This is a genomic window from Alloalcanivorax xenomutans, from assembly GCF_032810065.1.
GTDB classification, from domain to species: domain Bacteria; phylum Pseudomonadota; class Gammaproteobacteria; order Pseudomonadales; family Alcanivoracaceae; genus Alloalcanivorax; species Alloalcanivorax xenomutans.
Genome location: NZ_CP136538.1, coordinates 743431 through 761312 on the forward strand (window position 1 = coordinate 743431; position 17882 = coordinate 761312).

The window sequence follows — 17882 nt, forward strand, 5'->3', positions numbered from 1 at the left end:
ATTGTTTCAGGCCTCGGGCTATCCGCCACGTCATACCTACAAAAACTGACGGGCCGTTATGGCCCGAATGAGGACTCAACATGTCTACAGAACCCTTTAGGTCACCCTCTCTTTCAGCTCCTTTGTGCCTGGTTGCTCTCAGTATCGCTCTGTTGATCTCTCCAGGGGCGAAGGCGCGCACGCTGTCTCTGGCGATCCCCAATGCGCCGGTTGGTACCAGCGAGCATAAGGCATTGCTTTGGTGGATGGATTCCATCGATCAATGCACCAAGGGGGAAACCAGGATCAAAGGCTACTACTTGCAGAGTCTGGTGAAGCTCAAGGACGCTCTCAGCGGCGTCAGTGCCGGAATCGCCGACATCGCGATCATCGCGCCGGGTTATGATCAGGCCAAGTTGCCATTATGGTATCTGGCCAAGAGTGATGTTGGCTCCGGTAACCCGTACGTTACTGCGGTGGCCTTTAACCATATGCGCGATCGTTTTTCCGCAATCCGAGATGAAGAGAAGAGAAATAATATCAAGTATATATCACACTACTCGGTAGGCCCGGTAGTTATTCTCAGTGTCGATAAACCATATATGCAGCCGTCAGATCTGGATGGCGCCAAGGCGTATTTTGCTTCTACCTGGAGCCGTGCCGCTAAGTTACAGGGCTGGAAAGTCGCCACGGTAAGTCTCTCCTTTTCCGACCTTTATTCGTCCATGGAGCGTGGCACCATCGATGCCTTTACTTCTTATCTGCCGCTTATCGAAGCGTACAAACACAACGAAGTCGCCAATTACGCGGTCAATCCGGGTATCGGTCAGCAGATGAACCTGATCGCCATGAATCGGGGGGTATGGAAAAGCTTGCCGGTGAAGTCTCGGGAATGCTTCGACTCCCTGCAGCCTAAACTGCTCTTGCGGCTCGCTCGTGCAGAGCTGGACGACAGCGCGAATGCCCAGAAGCGTCTTAGCGGCGCTGAAAAGTACTCGATGCAGTTTCTGGAACCGGACGACAAGCAAAAGGCGGCGTGGAATGAGGGTTTTGAAAAGGCCAACGATGAGAAGGTCGAGCGCTTGTCCAAATACAACCAGCATGTCGCTGAAATCAACAAGGCCTACCTCAAAGAGGTGGGCGCAGTGACGGAAGCGGTTCGCCAGGAAGGGTATCCATGGGAGAAAAAGTGACCGCAGTGTGACGACCCTTAAAACGATATCACTCATTGCGAGGTTAAAGAAATGGGGCTTCAAATTTTCCATTGCCGCCGACCTTACTACCTTGGAGTTTATCTATGAAAGCTGCCGCGCGGCTCCGTCAATTGATGAAGGAGCAGGATCTGGTCCTGGCCCCTGGTGGGTACGACGGTATTACCGCCCGTCTGATTGAACAAGCAGGATTTTCGTGCCTGTACATGACCGGCGCTGGTACGTCGGCGGCTCTCGGGTTCCCGGATCTGGGTCTGTTAACCATGACGGAGATGGTGGACAACGCCGGCACCATGGCGCGCTCGGTGTCCATTCCCCTGATCGCGGACGCTGACACCGGCTATGGTAATGAGTTGAACGTCACCCGTACCGTGCGCGAATTCGAGGCCCGCAATGTGGCGGCCATCCACATCGAGGATCAGGTCTTCACCAAGCGATGCGGTCACCTGGACGATAAGGAAGTCATCACATCGAACGAGTACGTGGCCAAAATCCGCGCGGCGGTGGCGGCGCGCCGGGATCCGGATTTTATGATTATCGCTCGCACCGACGCGCGTGCGGTGCACGGGCTGGATGAAGCCATCGACCGTGCTAATGCGGCGTTGGAGGCGGGGGCCGACATGGCGTTCGTGGAGGCGCCGCAAAGCCTGAGCGAGATGGCGGAAGTGCCACGCCGGGTGCGAGGCCCATGCCTGCTTAATATGGTGCCCGGTGGCAGGACGCCGATCATTAGCGCCGCCCAGGCGCAGGAGATGGGCTATCGATTGATGATCATGCCGGGCGCCTTGCTAAACCGGATGCTGCTGGCCGGCGACCTGGCTTTGCAGCGCATCAAGGAGCAGGGTGGCCCCGAGAAGCCGGAGGACAATCAGGATGTGCGGGATTTCTTCCGACGCTTCGGTTCCGACGAATGGAACGAACTGCGGCACCGGTTCCAAAGCTTGCCAGAGGAATAGTCATGGGTCGCACCTTGTTTGACAAAATCTGGGACGCCCATGTCATCAACGACCTGGGTGAAGGCTGGGCCTTGTTGCACATCGACCGGCATTTGCTGCACGACCTTTCTGGCCCACCGGCGTTGCAGAACCTGGCGGATCGTGGCCTGCCGGTTCATAACCCGGAACTGTGCTTCGCCACGCCGGATCATATTGTGTCCAGTCAGCCAGGCCGTACCGGCCATACCTACGAGAAGGGCCGCAGGTTGTGGGCTGGCCTGCATGATGGTGCGCTGGCCAATCGTATCCACCTGTTCGACCTGGGGCAGCCGGGGCAGGGCATCGTGCATGTCATGGGCCCGGAAATGGGTGTGGTGTTGCCCGGGTTGTCGGTGGTGTGTGGTGACAGTCACACCGGAACCAACGGCGGCGTCGGTGCATTGGCGTTTGGTATCGGCTCGTCGGAAGCGGTACACGTGCTGGCCACGCAGACATTGCGACAACGTAAGCCCAAGCGCATGCGGATTACCTTCAAGGGCAACCCGGGGCCGGCGATCACCGCCAAGGATATGATTCTGCATACGCTGGCCCGGCTGGGCGCCAGCGCCGGGGTCGGCCACGCCATCGAGTTCGCCGGGCCGGTGGTCCGTGGCCTCGACGTAGAGGCACGGCTGACATTGTGCAATCTGGCCACCGAACTTGGCGCGAAGATGAGTATGGTGGCGCCGGATGAGACGACCTTTGATTATCTGCGTGGGCGGCCTTTTGCTCCGGCCGGCTCGGCATTTGACCGGGCGGTGGCCGACTGGCGCGCGCTGGTCGGTGATGAGGACGCGGTGTTTGATCGGGAGGAGGTGCTTGATCTGACCGGCATCGCGCCAACGGTGACCTGGGGCACCAGCCCTGATCAGGCGATCGGCATTGAGGATCGGATTCCGGACCCGGCCGTCGAGCCAGACACGGAGCGCCGTGAAGAGTACCGCGCCGCGCTGGAATACATGGGGCTGCGTGGCGGCGACGCGATTCTTGGCACGCCGGTGGATTGGGTCTTTATTGGCTCTTGTGCGAACTCCCGGCTTTCCGATCTGAGAGCCGCCGCGAAAATCGCCGCAGGGAGACAGGTCGCCGCAAGCGTCACGGCCTGGGTGGTGCCGGGCTCCGAGCAAGTCAAGCGGGCGGCGGAACAAGAAGGCTTGGACCGTATCTTCATGGAGGCGGGATTCGCCTGGCGCGAACCTGGCTGCAGCATGTGCGTGGCGGCCAACGGCGAGCAAATTCCCCCTGGCGCGCGAGCTGTGTCGACTTCCAACCGCAATTTCGTTGGCCGGCAGGGCCCTGGCGCGCGCACTCATCTCGCCAGCCCCGCGATGGCGGTCGCCGCCGCCATCGCCGGCGAGCTCACTGACGTCAGGAGGCTGTGACGTGGAACCCTTTACAACCCTGCGCGGGCGGGCGGCACCGTTGATGCGAGCGAATCTGGATACCGATGTCATCATCCGTATCGAGCGGCTTACTCAACTTGGTAAGGACGAGCTTGGTAAATACGCCTTCGAGGCGATCCGCTATCTGGAAAGCGGCGAGCCGAACCCGGCGTTCACCCCTGGTCAGCCGCAGTTCGCCGGTGCGCCGATCCTGATTGCCGCCGATAATTTCGGATGCGGCTCGTCCCGGGAGGGGGCGGTGTGGGCGCTTCAGGGCATGGGGTTCCACTGCCTGATTGCGCCCGGCTACGGTGACATCTTTCGCAACAACTGCTTTCAGAACGGGGTGCTGCCGATCATCTTGCCCTCGGACCAGGTCAATGAACTGGCGGCGCTTGCCGAACAGTGCCGCGAGTTTCACGTTGACCTGAACCAATGCCGTATCCGGGTGGGCGACCACCAATGGCTCTTCGAAATAGATGCCCTGCGCCGTCAGATGCTGCTCGAAGGGCTGGATGAAATCGCCCTCACGCTGCGCAGTGATGAAGCCGTGCTCGCCTGGCAACGAATGGATCGGCAGCGCCGCCCCTGGGCATGGCCCGGTGTGGTCGCAACTCGCTGACGCCTCACTGAATCAACGACACAACCATAAGAAAAAATCAAAGCAACAAACAGGAGGAATGCTTATGAGACCGATAATCGGCCCTGACTGATCCAGGGCCTTCCATCCTTTATGTCCGCCGGCTTACTGGCCGGATATCCAAGCTGAAATCGTCCGCCGGCCGCTTTAGGGGGCCAGGGGCCTATTCGTCCAAAAGAAGCTTGAGGAAGAACCATGAAAATCCCAGCGATAGAAGGCCGCGGAGCCTCCACTGTCCTGTTCGCCGGGTTGATATTTCTGACTCCCGTCGCGGCCCGGCCAACAAAAACTTGAATGCGTGAACAGATCACCGGTCCGCAAGACGCCTTTCACAAAAAGCCGGGGTTCCACGGTGCCGTGCTCTTGTCACTGAATGAATTGAAATCTTCAAGCGTTAGCAACGCGGAAGCCAAAACCTGACTCATTGATGGCGGATTCGCACATCAAGAAATAGCTGTTGATTGAAGAAATCTAACGAGAAGAAAAGGAGATAAACAATGAATAAAAAAACTCTGATGACACTGGGATTGGCGCTGGGTCTGGCCGCTTCACCGGCTCTTCATGCGATGACGGTGATCGAAAACGATAAGAACAAGCTGGATATATACGGAAAGCTGCGTCTGTCGCTGGACTATGGGCGTTCGGATCTGGGTGATACCCCGGACGATCCGTCCGCCGGTTTGGTTGACGCCGGCCACAGCCTGTCCACTAATACCACTTTGATCGGATTGCGCGGTAAGCATCAACTGGACGGAACCTATTCGCTGGTCTGGCAGTTGGAGCAGAACTTCGATCCGGATTCGCCTCGCGATCGCGGCCTTGGCAACCGGGATACCTTCGCCGGTTTCCAGACTCCGGCGGGCTTGTTCCGCTTCGGTATCATGGACACCCCCTACAAGCGCAATGGCATCATGCTCAGCCGCTTCACCACCACGGTGGCGGATCCCCAGGCGCTTCTCGGTCGCGGCAGCGGTGGCGCTCAGCGGCTTTCGTTGCGAGCGAAAAATGCCATACGTTGGGATCAGGACTTCCTGGATCGGCGGCTCAAGGTGGCGCTGGAGTACGGCTCCGGACAGCAGGACACCGAAGGTGTCGCCGACGATAATGGAAGCGATATGTGGAGTGTCGGCCTGACCTGGGTGGGCGGCGACTTGGTCGCCGGCGTTGCCTACGTGGATTGGTCCAAACTCTATAATGACGGTGATGTCAGCGGCTTCAACGCCGGGGCCAATTACCGCATAGGTCCGGCGCGCCTTGGTGTGGTCTACGACCATTTGGAGGCGGATACCGTGGACTTTCTGAATCGCGATGCCTACGGGGCCTTCGTCACCTGGGACCTGGGGCCCCTTTATACGATTGGTGCGCAGTGGATCCATGCTGACGAATCCGACGCCGGAGATGATGAGGCGGATCAGTACAGTCTGGTCGGCACCTGGCATGCTAATCAAGCGTTGGATTTGTATCTGGCGGCGACCACCACCATCAATAGGGGCAGCGGTCAGTACCCAACCGCCGACTACGCTCATGGCGACCACATCAACACTGTACCGGGAGGCGACCCTGAAGTGCTTTCTGTGGGCATGAGCTACAAATTCTGATTCTTGGTTTATGGTAGGCAAGGCCGGGTATTTGATCCCCGGAGGCGCTCAATCAGACCGGCTCTGCGGGATACGCCGCCAACGTGCTCTTGACGTTGCCCGCCCCTCCCCACCATCCTGGCGCCGGCATGTCCTCCATGCCGGACTTTTCTCAGCCGTTCTCGGCTTCCAGGTGGTGCTGGGTGGGGCACGCGTGACAACCGGACGACCCATTCGCCCACTCTGTGTGCAGTGACGCGGAAGGGCCGGGAACCACCACTTCGCCGCGATCGGGCAGGTGTGGGAATCGCTGTATAATCAGGCCAGCACCGATCTGTTCTCGGAAGTAGCTGATGCTCCATATCTAGAGCCACTTGCCGTATTGGGCAAAGCTAGTGGGGGTGGAGCATGAGGGGCACCTTTTGGTTCTGGTTTCAGGTTTAGGTACCTTCATCAGAACCGGTAACCCTCTCTTTTTCAAAGGGATTTTTCAGATTTGCTCTGAACTACTCCTCCTTACTGATTGGCCTGGCTTCCGACGCTTTGGATGCGAGTACGAACAATTTCGTGGCGCATGAGCTTCCCAGCGGAATGATTCTCGATCTGACCGCCGAGCAATATGCTCGAGGCTGGGCCTTGGCCCAGTTTTATTTCCATCTCATGCCCGCTTACTCAATATTGCGCCGCGAAAAGGTCGAACTTGGAAAGGCTGATTACGTGGCGCACATGCTCCCATATATTCGTCCGGAAACGATACCTAAAGGTTGATGGCTGATTGAAGGCAGGCTTCGCCTTTATCTTTTCCACGATGGTTTCTCCAAGGTTATCAAAAGATGGTTTTATTCGGACGCGCTGCTTCGCTGCGCGCCAGCGCATTGAAACGTTGGGATCGGTGCACACGTATGGATAGCCAGAGTGGCTTGGAATGAAAGTGATCGATCTGGACACAGAGAAAGGCAACCAGCTTCTTGAAACACTGATGAGTGAGGGCTGGAAGAAGATCAAGGAGTACCCGTCTCTGGCTTTTGACAAGGGAATCGATTTCGATAGTTTCACCCTCAGGAAGGACGGGCTGGAGCTGGTGCTTGAATGGACCAACTGGTTCGAGTGGGAGATTCGTGGGGAAGACGCGGCGCTTGAGGCACTGGCCGATCAGTATGGATTGAAAATCAGGGATGAAGAATGAGCCGGGATGGAAGAAGGGTTGGGGCGTTCGTGTTGACGTACGTTCGTAAAAGCGTACAATTTGGCCAAATATTGAACACTCTGGAGGTGCGTCATGACGGGTATTACCGCCACCGAGGCGCGCAGCAATCTCTATCGTTTGATTGATGAAACCGCCGAGTCCCATCAGCCGATCGTTATCCTGGGTAAACGGAACAGGGCGGTTCTGGTGTCCGAAGAGGATTGGGCCGCGATTCAGGAGACCCTTTACCTGCTCTCGGTCCCCGGGATGCGGGAATCAATCCGTGAGGGAATGGATACCCCCGTGGATGAATGCGATGAGGAGTTGGATTGGTGACATGGAAGTTGGTTTATACCCGGCACGCGCAGAAAGACGCAAGGAAGCTGGCCTCAAACGGTCTGAAACCGAAAGCTCAGGAGTTGCTGGCGCTGCTCGCGGAAGATCCGTATCGGAAGCCGCCCCCGTTCGAGAAGCTGGTTGGTGATCTGGCGGGGGCTTATTCCCGCCGTATCAACATCCAGCACCGGTTGGTGTATCAGGTACTTGAGAGCGAACGGGTGGTGAAGGTGCTTCGGCTTTGGAGTCACTACGAATAGTGCCTGGTCTGTTTGGTCAGGTGCTGCTCCACTCTGCAAAGGCCTCTGTATCTGGCATGTAGGCGCTTGCCCTGAAGGCGAATTGGGGTAAGGGGAAAATTCACTTGCAGGGCAAGCTCCTACAGCGGCTTCGTAGTTTGGTCTGTGGGAATTGTTTTAGTCTCCCTTAGACAGTCAGATACTTCTTCACTAATGCATCATCCAGTTCCCCAACTGCCCCTTCCGCCACGTTACGACCACGGTCGAGAATGGTGAAGCGGTCGGCGGTGGCGCGGGCGAAGTGGAGTTTTTGTTCCACCAGCAGCACGGTGAGGCCTTCTTCCCGGTTCAGGGTTTTGATGACGCGGCCGATCATGTCGACGATGTTGGGCTGAATGCCTTCCGTGGGTTCGTCCAGAATCAGCAGTTTCGGGTCCAGGGCCAGGGCGCGGCCGATGGCCAGTTGCTGTTGCTGGCCGCCGGACAGGTCGCCGCCGCGGCGATGGCGCATTTCGTGGAGCACGGGGAACAGTTCATAGATCCGTTCCGGGATCTTGCGCTGGCGATCCGGGCGCGCCTGCAGGCCGGTTTCCAGGTTCTCTTCCACGGTCAGTAATGGAAAGATCTCCCGGCCTTGGGGGACGTAGCCGATGCCGGCACGGGCGCGGTCCTCGGCGGCTTTCTTGCGCAGGTCCTGGTCGAGAAAGCGGATCTCGCCGGATGCCGAAGGCAGCAGGCCCATGATGGTTTTCAGCAGTGTGGTCTTGCCGACGCCGTTGCGGCCCATCACGCACAGGCATTCGCCCTGTTGCACGGACAGGTCCAGATCCCAGAGCGTATGGGATTCGCCGTAGTATTGATTGATGCCTTTCAACGACAGCATGAGCGTTCCTGTTCATTGGTATGGGGCGGAGCGTTACTCGCCCAAATATACTTCGATCACTTTCGGGTCGTTCTGCACGTCCTGCATCTTGCCTTCGGCGAGGACGCTGCCCTGGTGCAGTACGGTGACGGTGCTGGCGATGCTGCGGATGAATTCCATATCGTGTTCCACCACCACCACGGAGTGCTCGCCGGCCAGTTGTTGAAGCAGTTCGGCGGTGCGCTCCACTTCCTGTCGGGTCATGCCGGCGATGGGTTCGTCCACCAGCAGTAGTTTCGGTTGCTGCATCAGCACCATGGCGATTTCCAGCCATTGCTTCTGCCCGTGGGACAGCGCGCCGGCCACATGGTCGTGCCGGTCCAGCAGGCCGACGGTGTCCAGGGTGGCGGCGATGCGGTCGCGCTGTTCGCCGTTGAGTGGATGCACCAGGGTATGCCAAGTGGTTTTCGGGCCGGCCATGGCCAGCTCCAGATTCTCCGCCGCGGTGTGTTCCGGAAACACGGTGGGCTTTTGGAACTTGCGACCGATGCCGGCGCCGGCGATTTCGGTTTCGCTCATGCGGGTCAGATCGAGGGTCTGGCCGAAAAAGCAGGTACCCTGGTCCGGCCGGGTCTTGCCGGTGATCACGTCCATCATGGTGGATTTGCCGGCGCCGTTGGGGCCGATGATGCAGCGCAGCTCACCGGGTTCGATGTACAGGGTCAGGTCGTTCAGCGCCTTGAAGCCGTCGAAGCTGACGGTGATGTTCTCCATGTACAGCAGGTATTTGCCGCCGGTGTCCAGCTCGCCCGGATTGATGGTGCGGGTGCCGGGGCGGACCACGTCGAACACCCGGTCGCGGCGAAAGGTGTCACGCAGGTTCATGGGACGCCTCCGGCTGGTCGTCGTTGTCGGTGCCGTTGCTATTGTTACCATCACTTTTGCGCAGGCGCTGACGGACATTGTCCGCCAGGCCCACCAGGCCACGTGGCAGGAACAGGGTCACCGCCACGAACAACCCCCCTAGGGCGAACAGCCAGGCTTCCGGCATGATGCCGGTGAACACGGTCTTGCCGTAGTTGACCAGAATGGCGCCGATCACCGCGCCATACAGAGTGGCGCGGCCGCCCACCGCCACCCACACCACCAGTTCGATGGAGTTGAGCGGTGAGAACTCGCCGGGGTTGATGATCCCCACTTGAGGTACATACAGGGCGCCGGCGATACCGGCCAGTACCGCGCTCAGGGTGAAAATCCACAGCTTGTAGTGCTCGGTGCGATAGCCGAGGAAGCGGGCGCGGGACTCACCGTCGCGAACCGCCATCACCACCCTGCCCATGCGGGAGCCGGTAATGTAGCGGCACAGTACGAAGGCCAGTGCCAGGGCAATGGCGGTGGCGATCAAGAGAGCCACCCGGGTGCTGTCCTCGCGCAACGAAAAGCCGAGAATGTCCTTGAAGTCGGTGAGGCCGTTGTTGCCGCCAAAACCCAGTTCGTTACGGAAGAACGCCAGCATCAACGCGTAGGTCAGCGCCTGGGTGATGATCGACAGGTACACTCCGGTGACGCGGGAGCGGAACGCCAGCCAGCCGAACACGAACGCCAGCAGCCCGGGCACCAGCGCGATCAGCACCATGGTGAACAGAAACGAATGGGAGCCGAGCCAGTACCAGGGCAGTTCCTGCCAGTTCAGAAACACCATGAAATCCGGCAGCACCGGGTTACCGTAGACGCCGCGATCGCCGATCTGGCGCATCAGGTACATGCCCATGACGTAACCGCCCAGGGCGAAGAAGGCGCCATGGCCGAGGCTGAGTATGCCGCAGTAGCCCCAGACCAGATCCAGGGCCATGGCCAGCAGCGCGTAACACAGATACTTGCCGAGCAGCGTGACCGTGTAGCTGCTCACATGCAGCCCGGAGTCCGCCGGGATCAGCTGATTCAACAGCACCACCAGGGCCACGGCGCCGAACAGGATGCCGATGAACCAGCGGGCGGCACGGTCGGTCAGGGCGGTTTTCAAATCCGAATGTCTCATTATTCCTCCGCGGCCCGGCCGCGCTGCGGGAACAGACCGCGCGGTTTGCGTTGAATGAACAGGATGATGAACACGAGCACGAAGATCTTCGCCAGCACCGCGCCGGAAACCGGCTCCAGCAGTTTGTTGGCGATACCCAGGCTGAAGGCCGCGGTGAGCGTGCCCCACAGATTGCCGACGCCGCCGAACACCACCACCATGAATGAGTCGATGATGTAGGCCTGGCCCAGGTTGGGGCCGACGTTGGTGAGCTGCGCCAGCGCCACGCCAGCGACACCGGCGATACCGGAGCCGAGCCCGAAGGTGAGGGCGTTGATGCGGTCGCTGCGGATACCGAGGCCGCGGGCGGTTTGCCGGTTCTGACTGACCGCGCGCACTTGCAGGCCCAGCCGGGTTTTCTTCAGCACCAGCAGCAGGCCGAGGAACACGGTAAGAGCGAAGGCGATGATGTAGAGGCGGTTAAAGGTCAGGGAGAACACCGGATTGATCTGCCAGGCGCCGCTCATCCACTCCGGCGTGACCACCGAGCGGTTCAGTGGCGAGAAAATCACTCGCACGGCTTGTTGCAGGATCAGGCTGATGCCGAAAGTGGCGAGCAGCGTTTCCAATGGGCGTCCGTAGAGATAGCGGATCACGAAGCGTTCGATCAGGACGCCGACAAAACCGGAGATCAGAAACGCCGCCGGTATGGCCACAAGCAGGGACCACTCATGGCCCTGGGGAAAAACCTGCTGCACCACGAAGGTGGTGTAGGCACCGAGCATGATCAGCTCGCCATGGGCCATGTTGATCACACCCATGACACCGAAGGTGATGGCCAGACCGATGGCGGCCAGCAACAGCACCGAGCCCAGGCTGAGGCCGAAGAACAGTGTATCGGCGGTCTGGTAACGGGCGGTACGGGCGTCGATACGCTTTAATGCGGTCTCCACCGCTTTGCGCTCACTGGGCGCGTCACTGTCGAGGCGGCTGCGCAGGGCGTTGCGCACCGTTGGTTCAAGGCTGCCGGACAGGGCTTCAATGGCGTTGAGGCGCGTATTCAGGTCGCTGTCCTCGGAATACAGGGCGGCGGTGTTCAGCGTGGTATCGATGGCCGCCGCCACCGAGGTATTGTCTTCCCGTGCGCGCTGTTCGCGCAGAGCGGCCAGCAGGTCGGGATCCTTGGTACCGATCAGGCTGGTGGCGGCGGCCCGGCGCTGTGCGGCGTCCGGGTTGTTCAGGCCGACCACCGCTTGCAGATTCTCGATCTGCCGGCGCAGACGGTTATTGATGGTAATTGGCGCGGCGGCCCGTGACTCCACCGTGCCCAGGTCCGCTTCACTGAGCGGGTCATGGAGTTGCCAGCCGCCGTCGGCGCGCTCGCCGAGCACGATGCGGTCGTTGGCACGGTCCAGCAGCAGGCGCCGGTCTTGCAACGCTTTGAGCAGCGCATCCGCCCGGGGATGGCCGGAATGAGCCAGCGCATCGATGGCGGCGGCTTTGTCGTCGAAGCTGCGGCTGCGCAGTTGCTGCAGCACCTCTTCTATAGTGGTTGTCGGTTCAGTGGCCGGCGATTCGGCCTGAGCCACACTCGTCAGACACAATAGGGCGAGTGCGAGCGCGAAAACCCTGAGCATGGTGGCTCCTCATTGCATAAGCGTCGGAGGCCGGGGACCGGCCTCGACGGCGTTTCCCAAGGTGCATCCCTTTTTTTGAGGGACAACGGAAACGATTACTGCGCGGCCTGACCGCCGCAGGTTTTGGTTTTGCTGTTGTAGTTGCCGCAGTTGATCGGCTTGGTCCAGTCGGCGATCAGGTCCTTGGAGCCGGGCAGGAAGTCTGACCAGGCATCGCCGGCCACCAGGCCGTCGGTCTGCCAGACCACGGCGAACTGGCCGTCGTCCTGGATTTCGCCGATCAGCACCGGTTTGGAGAGATGGTGGTTTTTGTTCATCACCGCGGTGCCGCCGGTAAGGTTGGCGGTGGTGATGCCGATCATGGCGTCGGCGACTTTGTCGGTGTCGGTGGACTTGGCTTTCTCCACCGCTTTGGCCCACATGTTGAAGCCGATATAGGTGGCTTCCATGGGGTCGTTGGTTACCCGTTTGCTGTCACCGATATAGTCGTGCCATTGCTTGATGAAGCTGTTGTTCTCGTCGGTGTAGACGCTTTGGAAATAGTTCCAGGCGGCTAGGTGGCCGACCAGCGGGCCGGTGTCGACACCGGACAGTTCCTGCTCGCCGACGGAGAACGCCACCACCGGGATGTCGGCGGCGTCGATGCCCTGGTTGCCCAGTTCCTTGTAGAACGGTACGTTGGCGTCACCATTGATGGTGGACACCACCGCGGTTTTCTTGCCCTGGCTGCCGAATTCCTTGATGCGGGAAACGATGGACTGCCAGTCGGAGTGACCGAACGGGGTGTAGTTGATCATGATGTCCTCGTCAGCCACGCCTTTGCTTTTCAGGTAGGCTTCGAGGATCTTGTTGGTGGTGCGAGGATAAACGTAATCGGTGCCCGCCAGCACGAAGCGTTCGGCGCCCAACTCGTCGATCAGATAGTCCACCGCCGGAATGGCCTGCTGGTTCGGTGCCGCGCCGGTGTAGAACACGTTCTTGGAGGACTCCTCGCCTTCGTATTGAACCGGATAGAACAATAGGCCGTTGAGTTCCTCCACCACCGGCAGCACGGACTTGCGTGATACCGAAGTCCAGCAGCCGAAGATAACGTCGACTTTTTCCTTGCTGATCAGCTCACGGGCCTTTTCCGCGAACAGCGGCCAGTTGGAAGCGGGGTCGACCACCACCGGCTCCAGCTTCTTGCCGAGCAGTCCGCCTTTCTTGTTCTGTTCTTCCACCAGCATCAACACGGTGTCCTTGAGCGTGGATTCACTGATCGCCATAGTGCCGGACAGTGAATGCAGAACCCCCACCTTGATGGTGTCGGCGGCATTGGCCAGGGCCGACAGTGACAGCGCACCGGCGGCGAGCCCGGCTTGGGCCAGTCGTTGCCAACGTCTTTTCATGATCATGGTTTTCCCCTCTGTATCATTGCCGATTGAAGTGCCAGGTTGTGCGCATCACGCTCCGGCTCGGGAGCCGGAGGCGGGCGCGGGCAGGGCATCGCCGGTATCTCCGCTACCTTGACGCCGTGCCTCGTAAAGCATGTGCAGGGTGATTTTGCGAACCTCGTTGCGGCTCGCCTCGATGTGCGCCTTGAGCATGATCTGCGCCGGCTCCACCCGCCGGTGCAGAATCGTCTCGAGAATCGCGTGATGCTCGTCGTAGGTGGCATCGATGCGCGCGCGCTTGGTGAAGTCCAGGCGGCGAATGATGCGCAGCCGCTCGGTGATGTTTTGATGGATGCGTGTCATCTCACCGTTGCCGGCGGTACGCACCAGTTCGCTGTGGAAATTCTCGTCCAGATTGAGCACGCCGCTGATGTCCCGCAGCCGCTGGTCCTCCGGTACGCCCCACAGGGACATCAGGGGTTGCAGCGTATCGGCCAGATTCTCCAGCTCGCAGAGCCGGCGCACCGCCGCGCATTCCAGCACGGTGCGAACGTCGTAAAGCTCTTCGAAATAATGAAAGTCGAAGGGCTTCACCTGCCAGCCGTTGCGTGGGGAAACTTCCACATAGCCTTCCCGCTCCAGCCGGAACAGGGCCTCCCGCACCGGCGTGCGCGAGGCGCCGGTACGTTGCGCCATTTCGTTTTCGCTGAAGCGGTCGCCGGGCAGCAGCCGGAATTCAAAGATGTCGTCCTTGATGTCCTGATAGACCTTGTCGGCCAGCTGTTTGCCACGACGCGGGGTGGTGATCATGCCGCACTCTCCGTATCGCTTCCCTTGGGATCAATAACGGCCACCGGATCGCCGGCGTTGATCAGGGTTCCTGGCTTGCAGTGAAGACCGGTGACGGTGCCGGCGGCGCTGGTGGTGATAGCGAATTCCATCTTCATCGCTTCCACCACCACCAGGGTTTGTCCGGCCTCCACCTGGGCGCCTTCTTCCACCAGCAGCTTCCATACGTTGCCGCTGATCTCGGCGCTGACCACGTGGCCGTCGAGATCGCCGATTTCCACCTTATTGCCCAATAACGCGGATTCCACCGCCGCGTCCTCGTCCTGCCAGCGCTGCACTTCGGCCTGGTAGGCGCTTTGCTGGCGCTCGCGGAACGCTTCCATTTCCGGCTCGATGCTTTCCAGGAAGGCGCGGTACTCCGCCAGGCTGAACGGTTCCTCGGTGATTTCCACCTGCAGGCGGCCTTCGCGGAAAGCGTCGCGCATTTCCCCCAGCTCCGCCTCGCTTACCGGGTAGTAGCGCACCTGGTCGAAGAACTTCAGCAACCAGGGCTCGCCGGGTTTGAATTGCGGGTTCTTCAGATGCTTGTTCCAGATCGGCAGGGTGCGGCCCACCAACTGATAACCGCCGGGAGAGTCCATGCCGTAGATGCACATATAGACGCCGCCAATGCCGACGGTGCCTTCGGCGGTATAGGTACGGGCCGGGTTGTACTTGGAGGTCATCAGGCGGTGACGGGGATCCACCGGCACCGCGCAGGGCGCGCCCAGATAGACGTCGCCGAGACCGAGCACCATGTAGCTGGCGTCGTAAACGATACGTTTGACCGCCTCGATGGAATCCAGCCCGTTGATGCGGCGGATGAACTCCGCGTTGTTGGGCAGCCAGGGGGCGTCCGGGCGGATGGTTTCCTGATAGCGCTGTACCGCGTCGAGGGTGGCGCTGTCCTCGAACGCCAGTGGCAGGTGCACCACCCGGGTGGGCACCACCAGATCGTCCACGGAACCGATGGCCGCTTCCCGTTCCAGCAGCGCGTCCACCAGATCCTGTTGGTGCAATACGCGGGAATCGTAGTGCACCTGCAGGCTGCGCACGCCGGGAGACAACTCAAGAATGCCGTCCACCGGTTTGGATTTCAGTGATTCCATCAAGGCGTGGACACGGAAGCGCAACGCCAGATCGAGCACGTTTTCGCCGTACTCGATCAGAATGTATTTGTCGCCGGCCTGGCGGTAGGTGATGCGTGGCACATCGCCGTCCGCCTCCCGTTCCGCCAGCATGGTGGGCGAGGTGGTGCCCTCCGGCATGGCAGTGGGTGTGGCCGGGGCGGGTGTTACCGGCCGCAGACTCTCGATGCTTCGATCCTGGGCCTGCTCCAGCGCCAGCGCCTGATCAAAGTCGATGGCGACGAAACGAATCGAGTCGCCGGGTTTCAGCTGCCCGACCTTCCACAGTTCGGCCTTGGCGATGGTCACCGGGCAGACGAAGCCGCCGAGACTCGGGCCGTCCTTGGTCAGGATCACCGGGAAGTCGCCGGTGAAGTTGATCGAACCGATGGCGTACTCGTTATCGTGCAGGTTGGACGGATGCAGCCCGGCTTCGCCGCCGTCGGTGCGCGCCCAGGTGGGTTTCGGGCCGGTCAGGCGGATACCCAGGCGGTTGGAGTTGTAGTGCACCTGATAGTCAGCGCCGAAGAAGGTATCGATGGCCTCCTGGGTGAAATAATCCGGCGCGCCGTGGGGACCGTACAGTACCTTGATTTCCCAATGCTGCGGATAGTCCGGGATCAGTGTGCCCTCCGCCGGTGACGGTTCATGCACCGGCGCCGGGGTCGGGCAGCCGGGCAACTGAGGCTGGCACAGGGACAGCACATCACCCTTGCGCAAAGTACGGCCGCCGTGTCCGCCGAACTGTCCCAGCACGAAAGTGGATTTGCTGCCCAGGTAATCGGGCACGTCGATACCATTACGTATGGCGATGTAGGTGCGGCAGCCGCTGGTCACCTTGCCGGTGACCAGGCTCTGGCCGGCACGGACCCGTATCGGTTGCCACAGCGCGACGGCTTCCCCGTCCAGGGTGGCGTCACAGGTGGCGCCGGTGAGGGCGACAATCGTTTCGCTATGGAAGTACAGAGTCGGGCCGATCAGTGTGGCTTCCAGGCCGGCGGCGCTGTCGTGGTTGCCGACGATGCGGTTGGCCAGACGGAACGCGTAATCATCCATCGGGCCGGAGGGCGGCACGCCGATATCCCAGTAGCCGGCACGGCCAGGATAGTCCTGCACCGTGGTATAGGTCCCCGGTTCCTGTACCTCGAATACTCGGGGACGATATTCGAAGGTCTCCAGATAACGAGTGGAGACGCGGCCTGCCGCCACGTTCGGGTCGATCAGAATCTGCCGCAGGTAATCCAGGTTGGTGGCAATGCCGCTGAGGCGGGTTTCCGCCAGGGCGTTCTGCATTTTCCGTAGAGCGGCTTCGCGATCGTCGGCATGGACGATCAGTTTCGCCAGCAGAGGATCGTAGTGCGGGCTGACCACGGTGCCGGTGTCGACCCAGCCGTCCAGACGCGCCGCCGCCGGGAAAGCCACTTCGGTAAGCTCGCCGGGGCTGGGCTGGAACGCCTTCAGCGGGTCTTCCGCATAAATACGAACCTCCATGGCGTGACCATTGACCTGATAGGCCCGGTCCAGCGGTGGCCGTTCCCCTCCGGCCAGCATCACCATCCAGGCCACCAGATCGACGCCGAAGATTTCTTCGGTGACGCCGTGCTCCACCTGCAGGCGAGTGTTGACCTCGAGGAAATAGAACTCGTCGCGCTCGTCGTCGTACACGTACTCGACGGTGCCGGCGGAGCGGTAGTTGACCGACTCACCAAGGCGGCGCGCGCTTTCGCGCAACTGTTCTCGGGTGGCCTCGGGCAGATTCGGAGCCGGGGTTTCCTCGACCACCTTCTGGTTGCGGCGTTGCAGCGAACACTCCCGCTCCCCCAACGCCAGAACGGTCCCGTCGCCGTCACCGAAAATCTGTACTTCGATATGGCGGGCCCGGGCCACGAACCGCTCCAGGAACACGCCGCTGTCGGAGAAGAAACTTTCGCCAAGCCGGCGCACGGATTCAAACGCCGCCACCAGCTCCTCTTCGCTATTGCAGCGGGTCAGGCCGATGCCGCCGCCGCCGGCGGTGCTTTTCAGCATCACTGGATAGCCGATTTCCAAGGCGGCTTGCCGGGCTTCATCCAGATCCTGCAGCAGTCCGGTACCCGGTGCCAGTGGCACGCCGGCGGCTTCGGCCAGGGCGCGGGCTTCGTGCTTGAGCCCGAATTGGCGCAACTGCGTTGGCGTCGGCCCGATGAAGGCGATGCCCTCGGCGTCACAGGCTTCGGCGAAGTCGGCGTTCTCGGAAAGAAAACCGTAACCGGGAATGATGCCGTCGGCGCCGGTTTCCCGGGCTGCCTTCAGAATGGCGTCGGTACGCAAATAGCTTTCGGCGGCGGTCTGGCCGCCCAGGGCCACCGCTTCATCGGCGGCGCTGACGTGCTGACTGTTGCGGTCGGCGTCGGAGTATACCGCCACGGAGGCGATGCCCATTTGTTTCAGGGTGCGGCAGATGCGGACCGCGATTTCCCCCCGATTGGCGATGAGCACTTTTTTCAATCCGATTGTCTTCAACATCATTCCGAT

The 17882-nt window shown here is 60.6% G+C and carries 16 protein-coding genes; 9 read left to right on the plus strand and 7 right to left on the minus strand.

Translation table 11 applies throughout. The features are described from left to right. Positions 1–80: 80 nt before the first annotated feature. The 9 genes from dctP to RYH70_RS03585 all read left to right on the plus strand — a co-directional run bounded on the left by dctP (position 81) and on the right by RYH70_RS03585 (position 7545). Positions 81–1172: a TRAP transporter substrate-binding protein DctP gene (gene dctP, locus RYH70_RS03545; RefSeq protein ID WP_262462281.1), complete on the plus strand. Its 1092-nt coding sequence runs from the start codon at positions 81–83 to the stop codon at positions 1170–1172. 104 nt (positions 1173–1276) lie between these two features. After that, positions 1277–2146, plus strand: a complete 870-nt coding sequence (locus tag RYH70_RS03550) for an isocitrate lyase/PEP mutase family protein (protein ID WP_317009778.1) — start codon at positions 1277–1279, stop codon at positions 2144–2146. 2 nt (positions 2147–2148) lie between these two features. Then, complete coding sequence (gene leuC, locus RYH70_RS03555) at positions 2149–3546, plus strand: 3-isopropylmalate dehydratase large subunit (protein WP_284455925.1); 1398 nt, start codon at positions 2149–2151, stop codon at positions 3544–3546. A gap of 1 nt (position 3547) precedes the next feature. Beyond that, positions 3548–4168, plus strand: a complete 621-nt coding sequence (gene leuD / locus RYH70_RS03560) for a 3-isopropylmalate dehydratase small subunit (protein ID WP_317009779.1) — start codon at positions 3548–3550, stop codon at positions 4166–4168. Between the two features lie 515 nt (positions 4169–4683). After that, a complete protein-coding gene (locus tag RYH70_RS03565; RefSeq protein WP_284455927.1) occupies positions 4684–5784 on the plus strand; it encodes a porin in 1101 nt (366 codons plus the stop codon). Between the two features lie 507 nt (positions 5785–6291). Next, positions 6292–6531, plus strand: coding sequence for a DUF1993 family protein (locus RYH70_RS03570; RefSeq protein ID WP_317010160.1), 240 nt, complete (start codon positions 6292–6294; stop codon positions 6529–6531). Between the two features lie 157 nt (positions 6532–6688). After that, positions 6689–6949 (plus strand): hypothetical protein, encoded by a 261-nt coding sequence (locus tag RYH70_RS03575; RefSeq protein WP_317009780.1) that lies wholly within the window; start codon positions 6689–6691, stop codon positions 6947–6949. 93 nt (positions 6950–7042) lie between these two features. Continuing rightward, positions 7043–7285: a type II toxin-antitoxin system Phd/YefM family antitoxin gene (locus RYH70_RS03580; protein WP_080530439.1), complete on the plus strand. Its 243-nt coding sequence runs from the start codon at positions 7043–7045 to the stop codon at positions 7283–7285. Then, complete coding sequence (locus tag RYH70_RS03585; RefSeq protein WP_163123310.1) at positions 7282–7545, plus strand: Txe/YoeB family addiction module toxin; 264 nt, start codon at positions 7282–7284, stop codon at positions 7543–7545. Before RYH70_RS03580 ends, RYH70_RS03585 begins: the two co-directional genes overlap by 4 nt. Positions 7546–7711: 166 nt before the next feature. Here RYH70_RS03585 and urtE read toward each other — a convergent pair whose 3' ends face one another. The 7 genes from urtE to uca all read right to left on the minus strand — a co-directional run bounded on the left by urtE (position 7712) and on the right by uca (position 17873). Continuing rightward, positions 7712–8407 (minus strand): urea ABC transporter ATP-binding subunit UrtE, encoded by a 696-nt coding sequence (gene urtE / locus RYH70_RS03590; RefSeq protein WP_063142305.1) that lies wholly within the window; start codon positions 8405–8407, stop codon positions 7712–7714. 33 nt (positions 8408–8440) lie between these two features. Then, a complete protein-coding gene (gene urtD, locus RYH70_RS03595; RefSeq protein WP_022993894.1) occupies positions 8441–9271 on the minus strand; it encodes an urea ABC transporter ATP-binding protein UrtD in 831 nt (276 codons plus the stop codon). After that, the gene (gene urtC / locus RYH70_RS03600) at positions 9258–10424 is read right to left on the minus strand and encodes an urea ABC transporter permease subunit UrtC (protein WP_317009781.1); all 1167 of its coding nucleotides are present in this window, start codon (positions 10422–10424) and stop codon (positions 9258–9260) included. The genes urtD and urtC overlap by 14 nt, the downstream gene beginning before the upstream one ends. Then, positions 10424–12040, minus strand: coding sequence for an urea ABC transporter permease subunit UrtB (gene urtB, locus RYH70_RS03605; protein WP_316309510.1), 1617 nt, complete (start codon positions 12038–12040; stop codon positions 10424–10426). Before urtB ends, urtC begins: the two co-directional genes overlap by 1 nt. 95 nt (positions 12041–12135) lie before the next feature. Continuing rightward, complete coding sequence (urtA, locus tag RYH70_RS03610; protein WP_022993891.1) at positions 12136–13434, minus strand: urea ABC transporter substrate-binding protein; 1299 nt, start codon at positions 13432–13434, stop codon at positions 12136–12138. Positions 13435–13482: 48 nt separating this feature from the next. After that, complete coding sequence (locus RYH70_RS03615) at positions 13483–14223, minus strand: GntR family transcriptional regulator (RefSeq protein WP_317009782.1); 741 nt, start codon at positions 14221–14223, stop codon at positions 13483–13485. After that, positions 14220–17873, minus strand: coding sequence for an urea carboxylase (gene uca, locus RYH70_RS03620; RefSeq protein ID WP_394356127.1), 3654 nt, complete (start codon positions 17871–17873; stop codon positions 14220–14222). Before uca ends, RYH70_RS03615 begins: the two co-directional genes overlap by 4 nt. Positions 17874–17882: the final 9 nt, after the last annotated feature.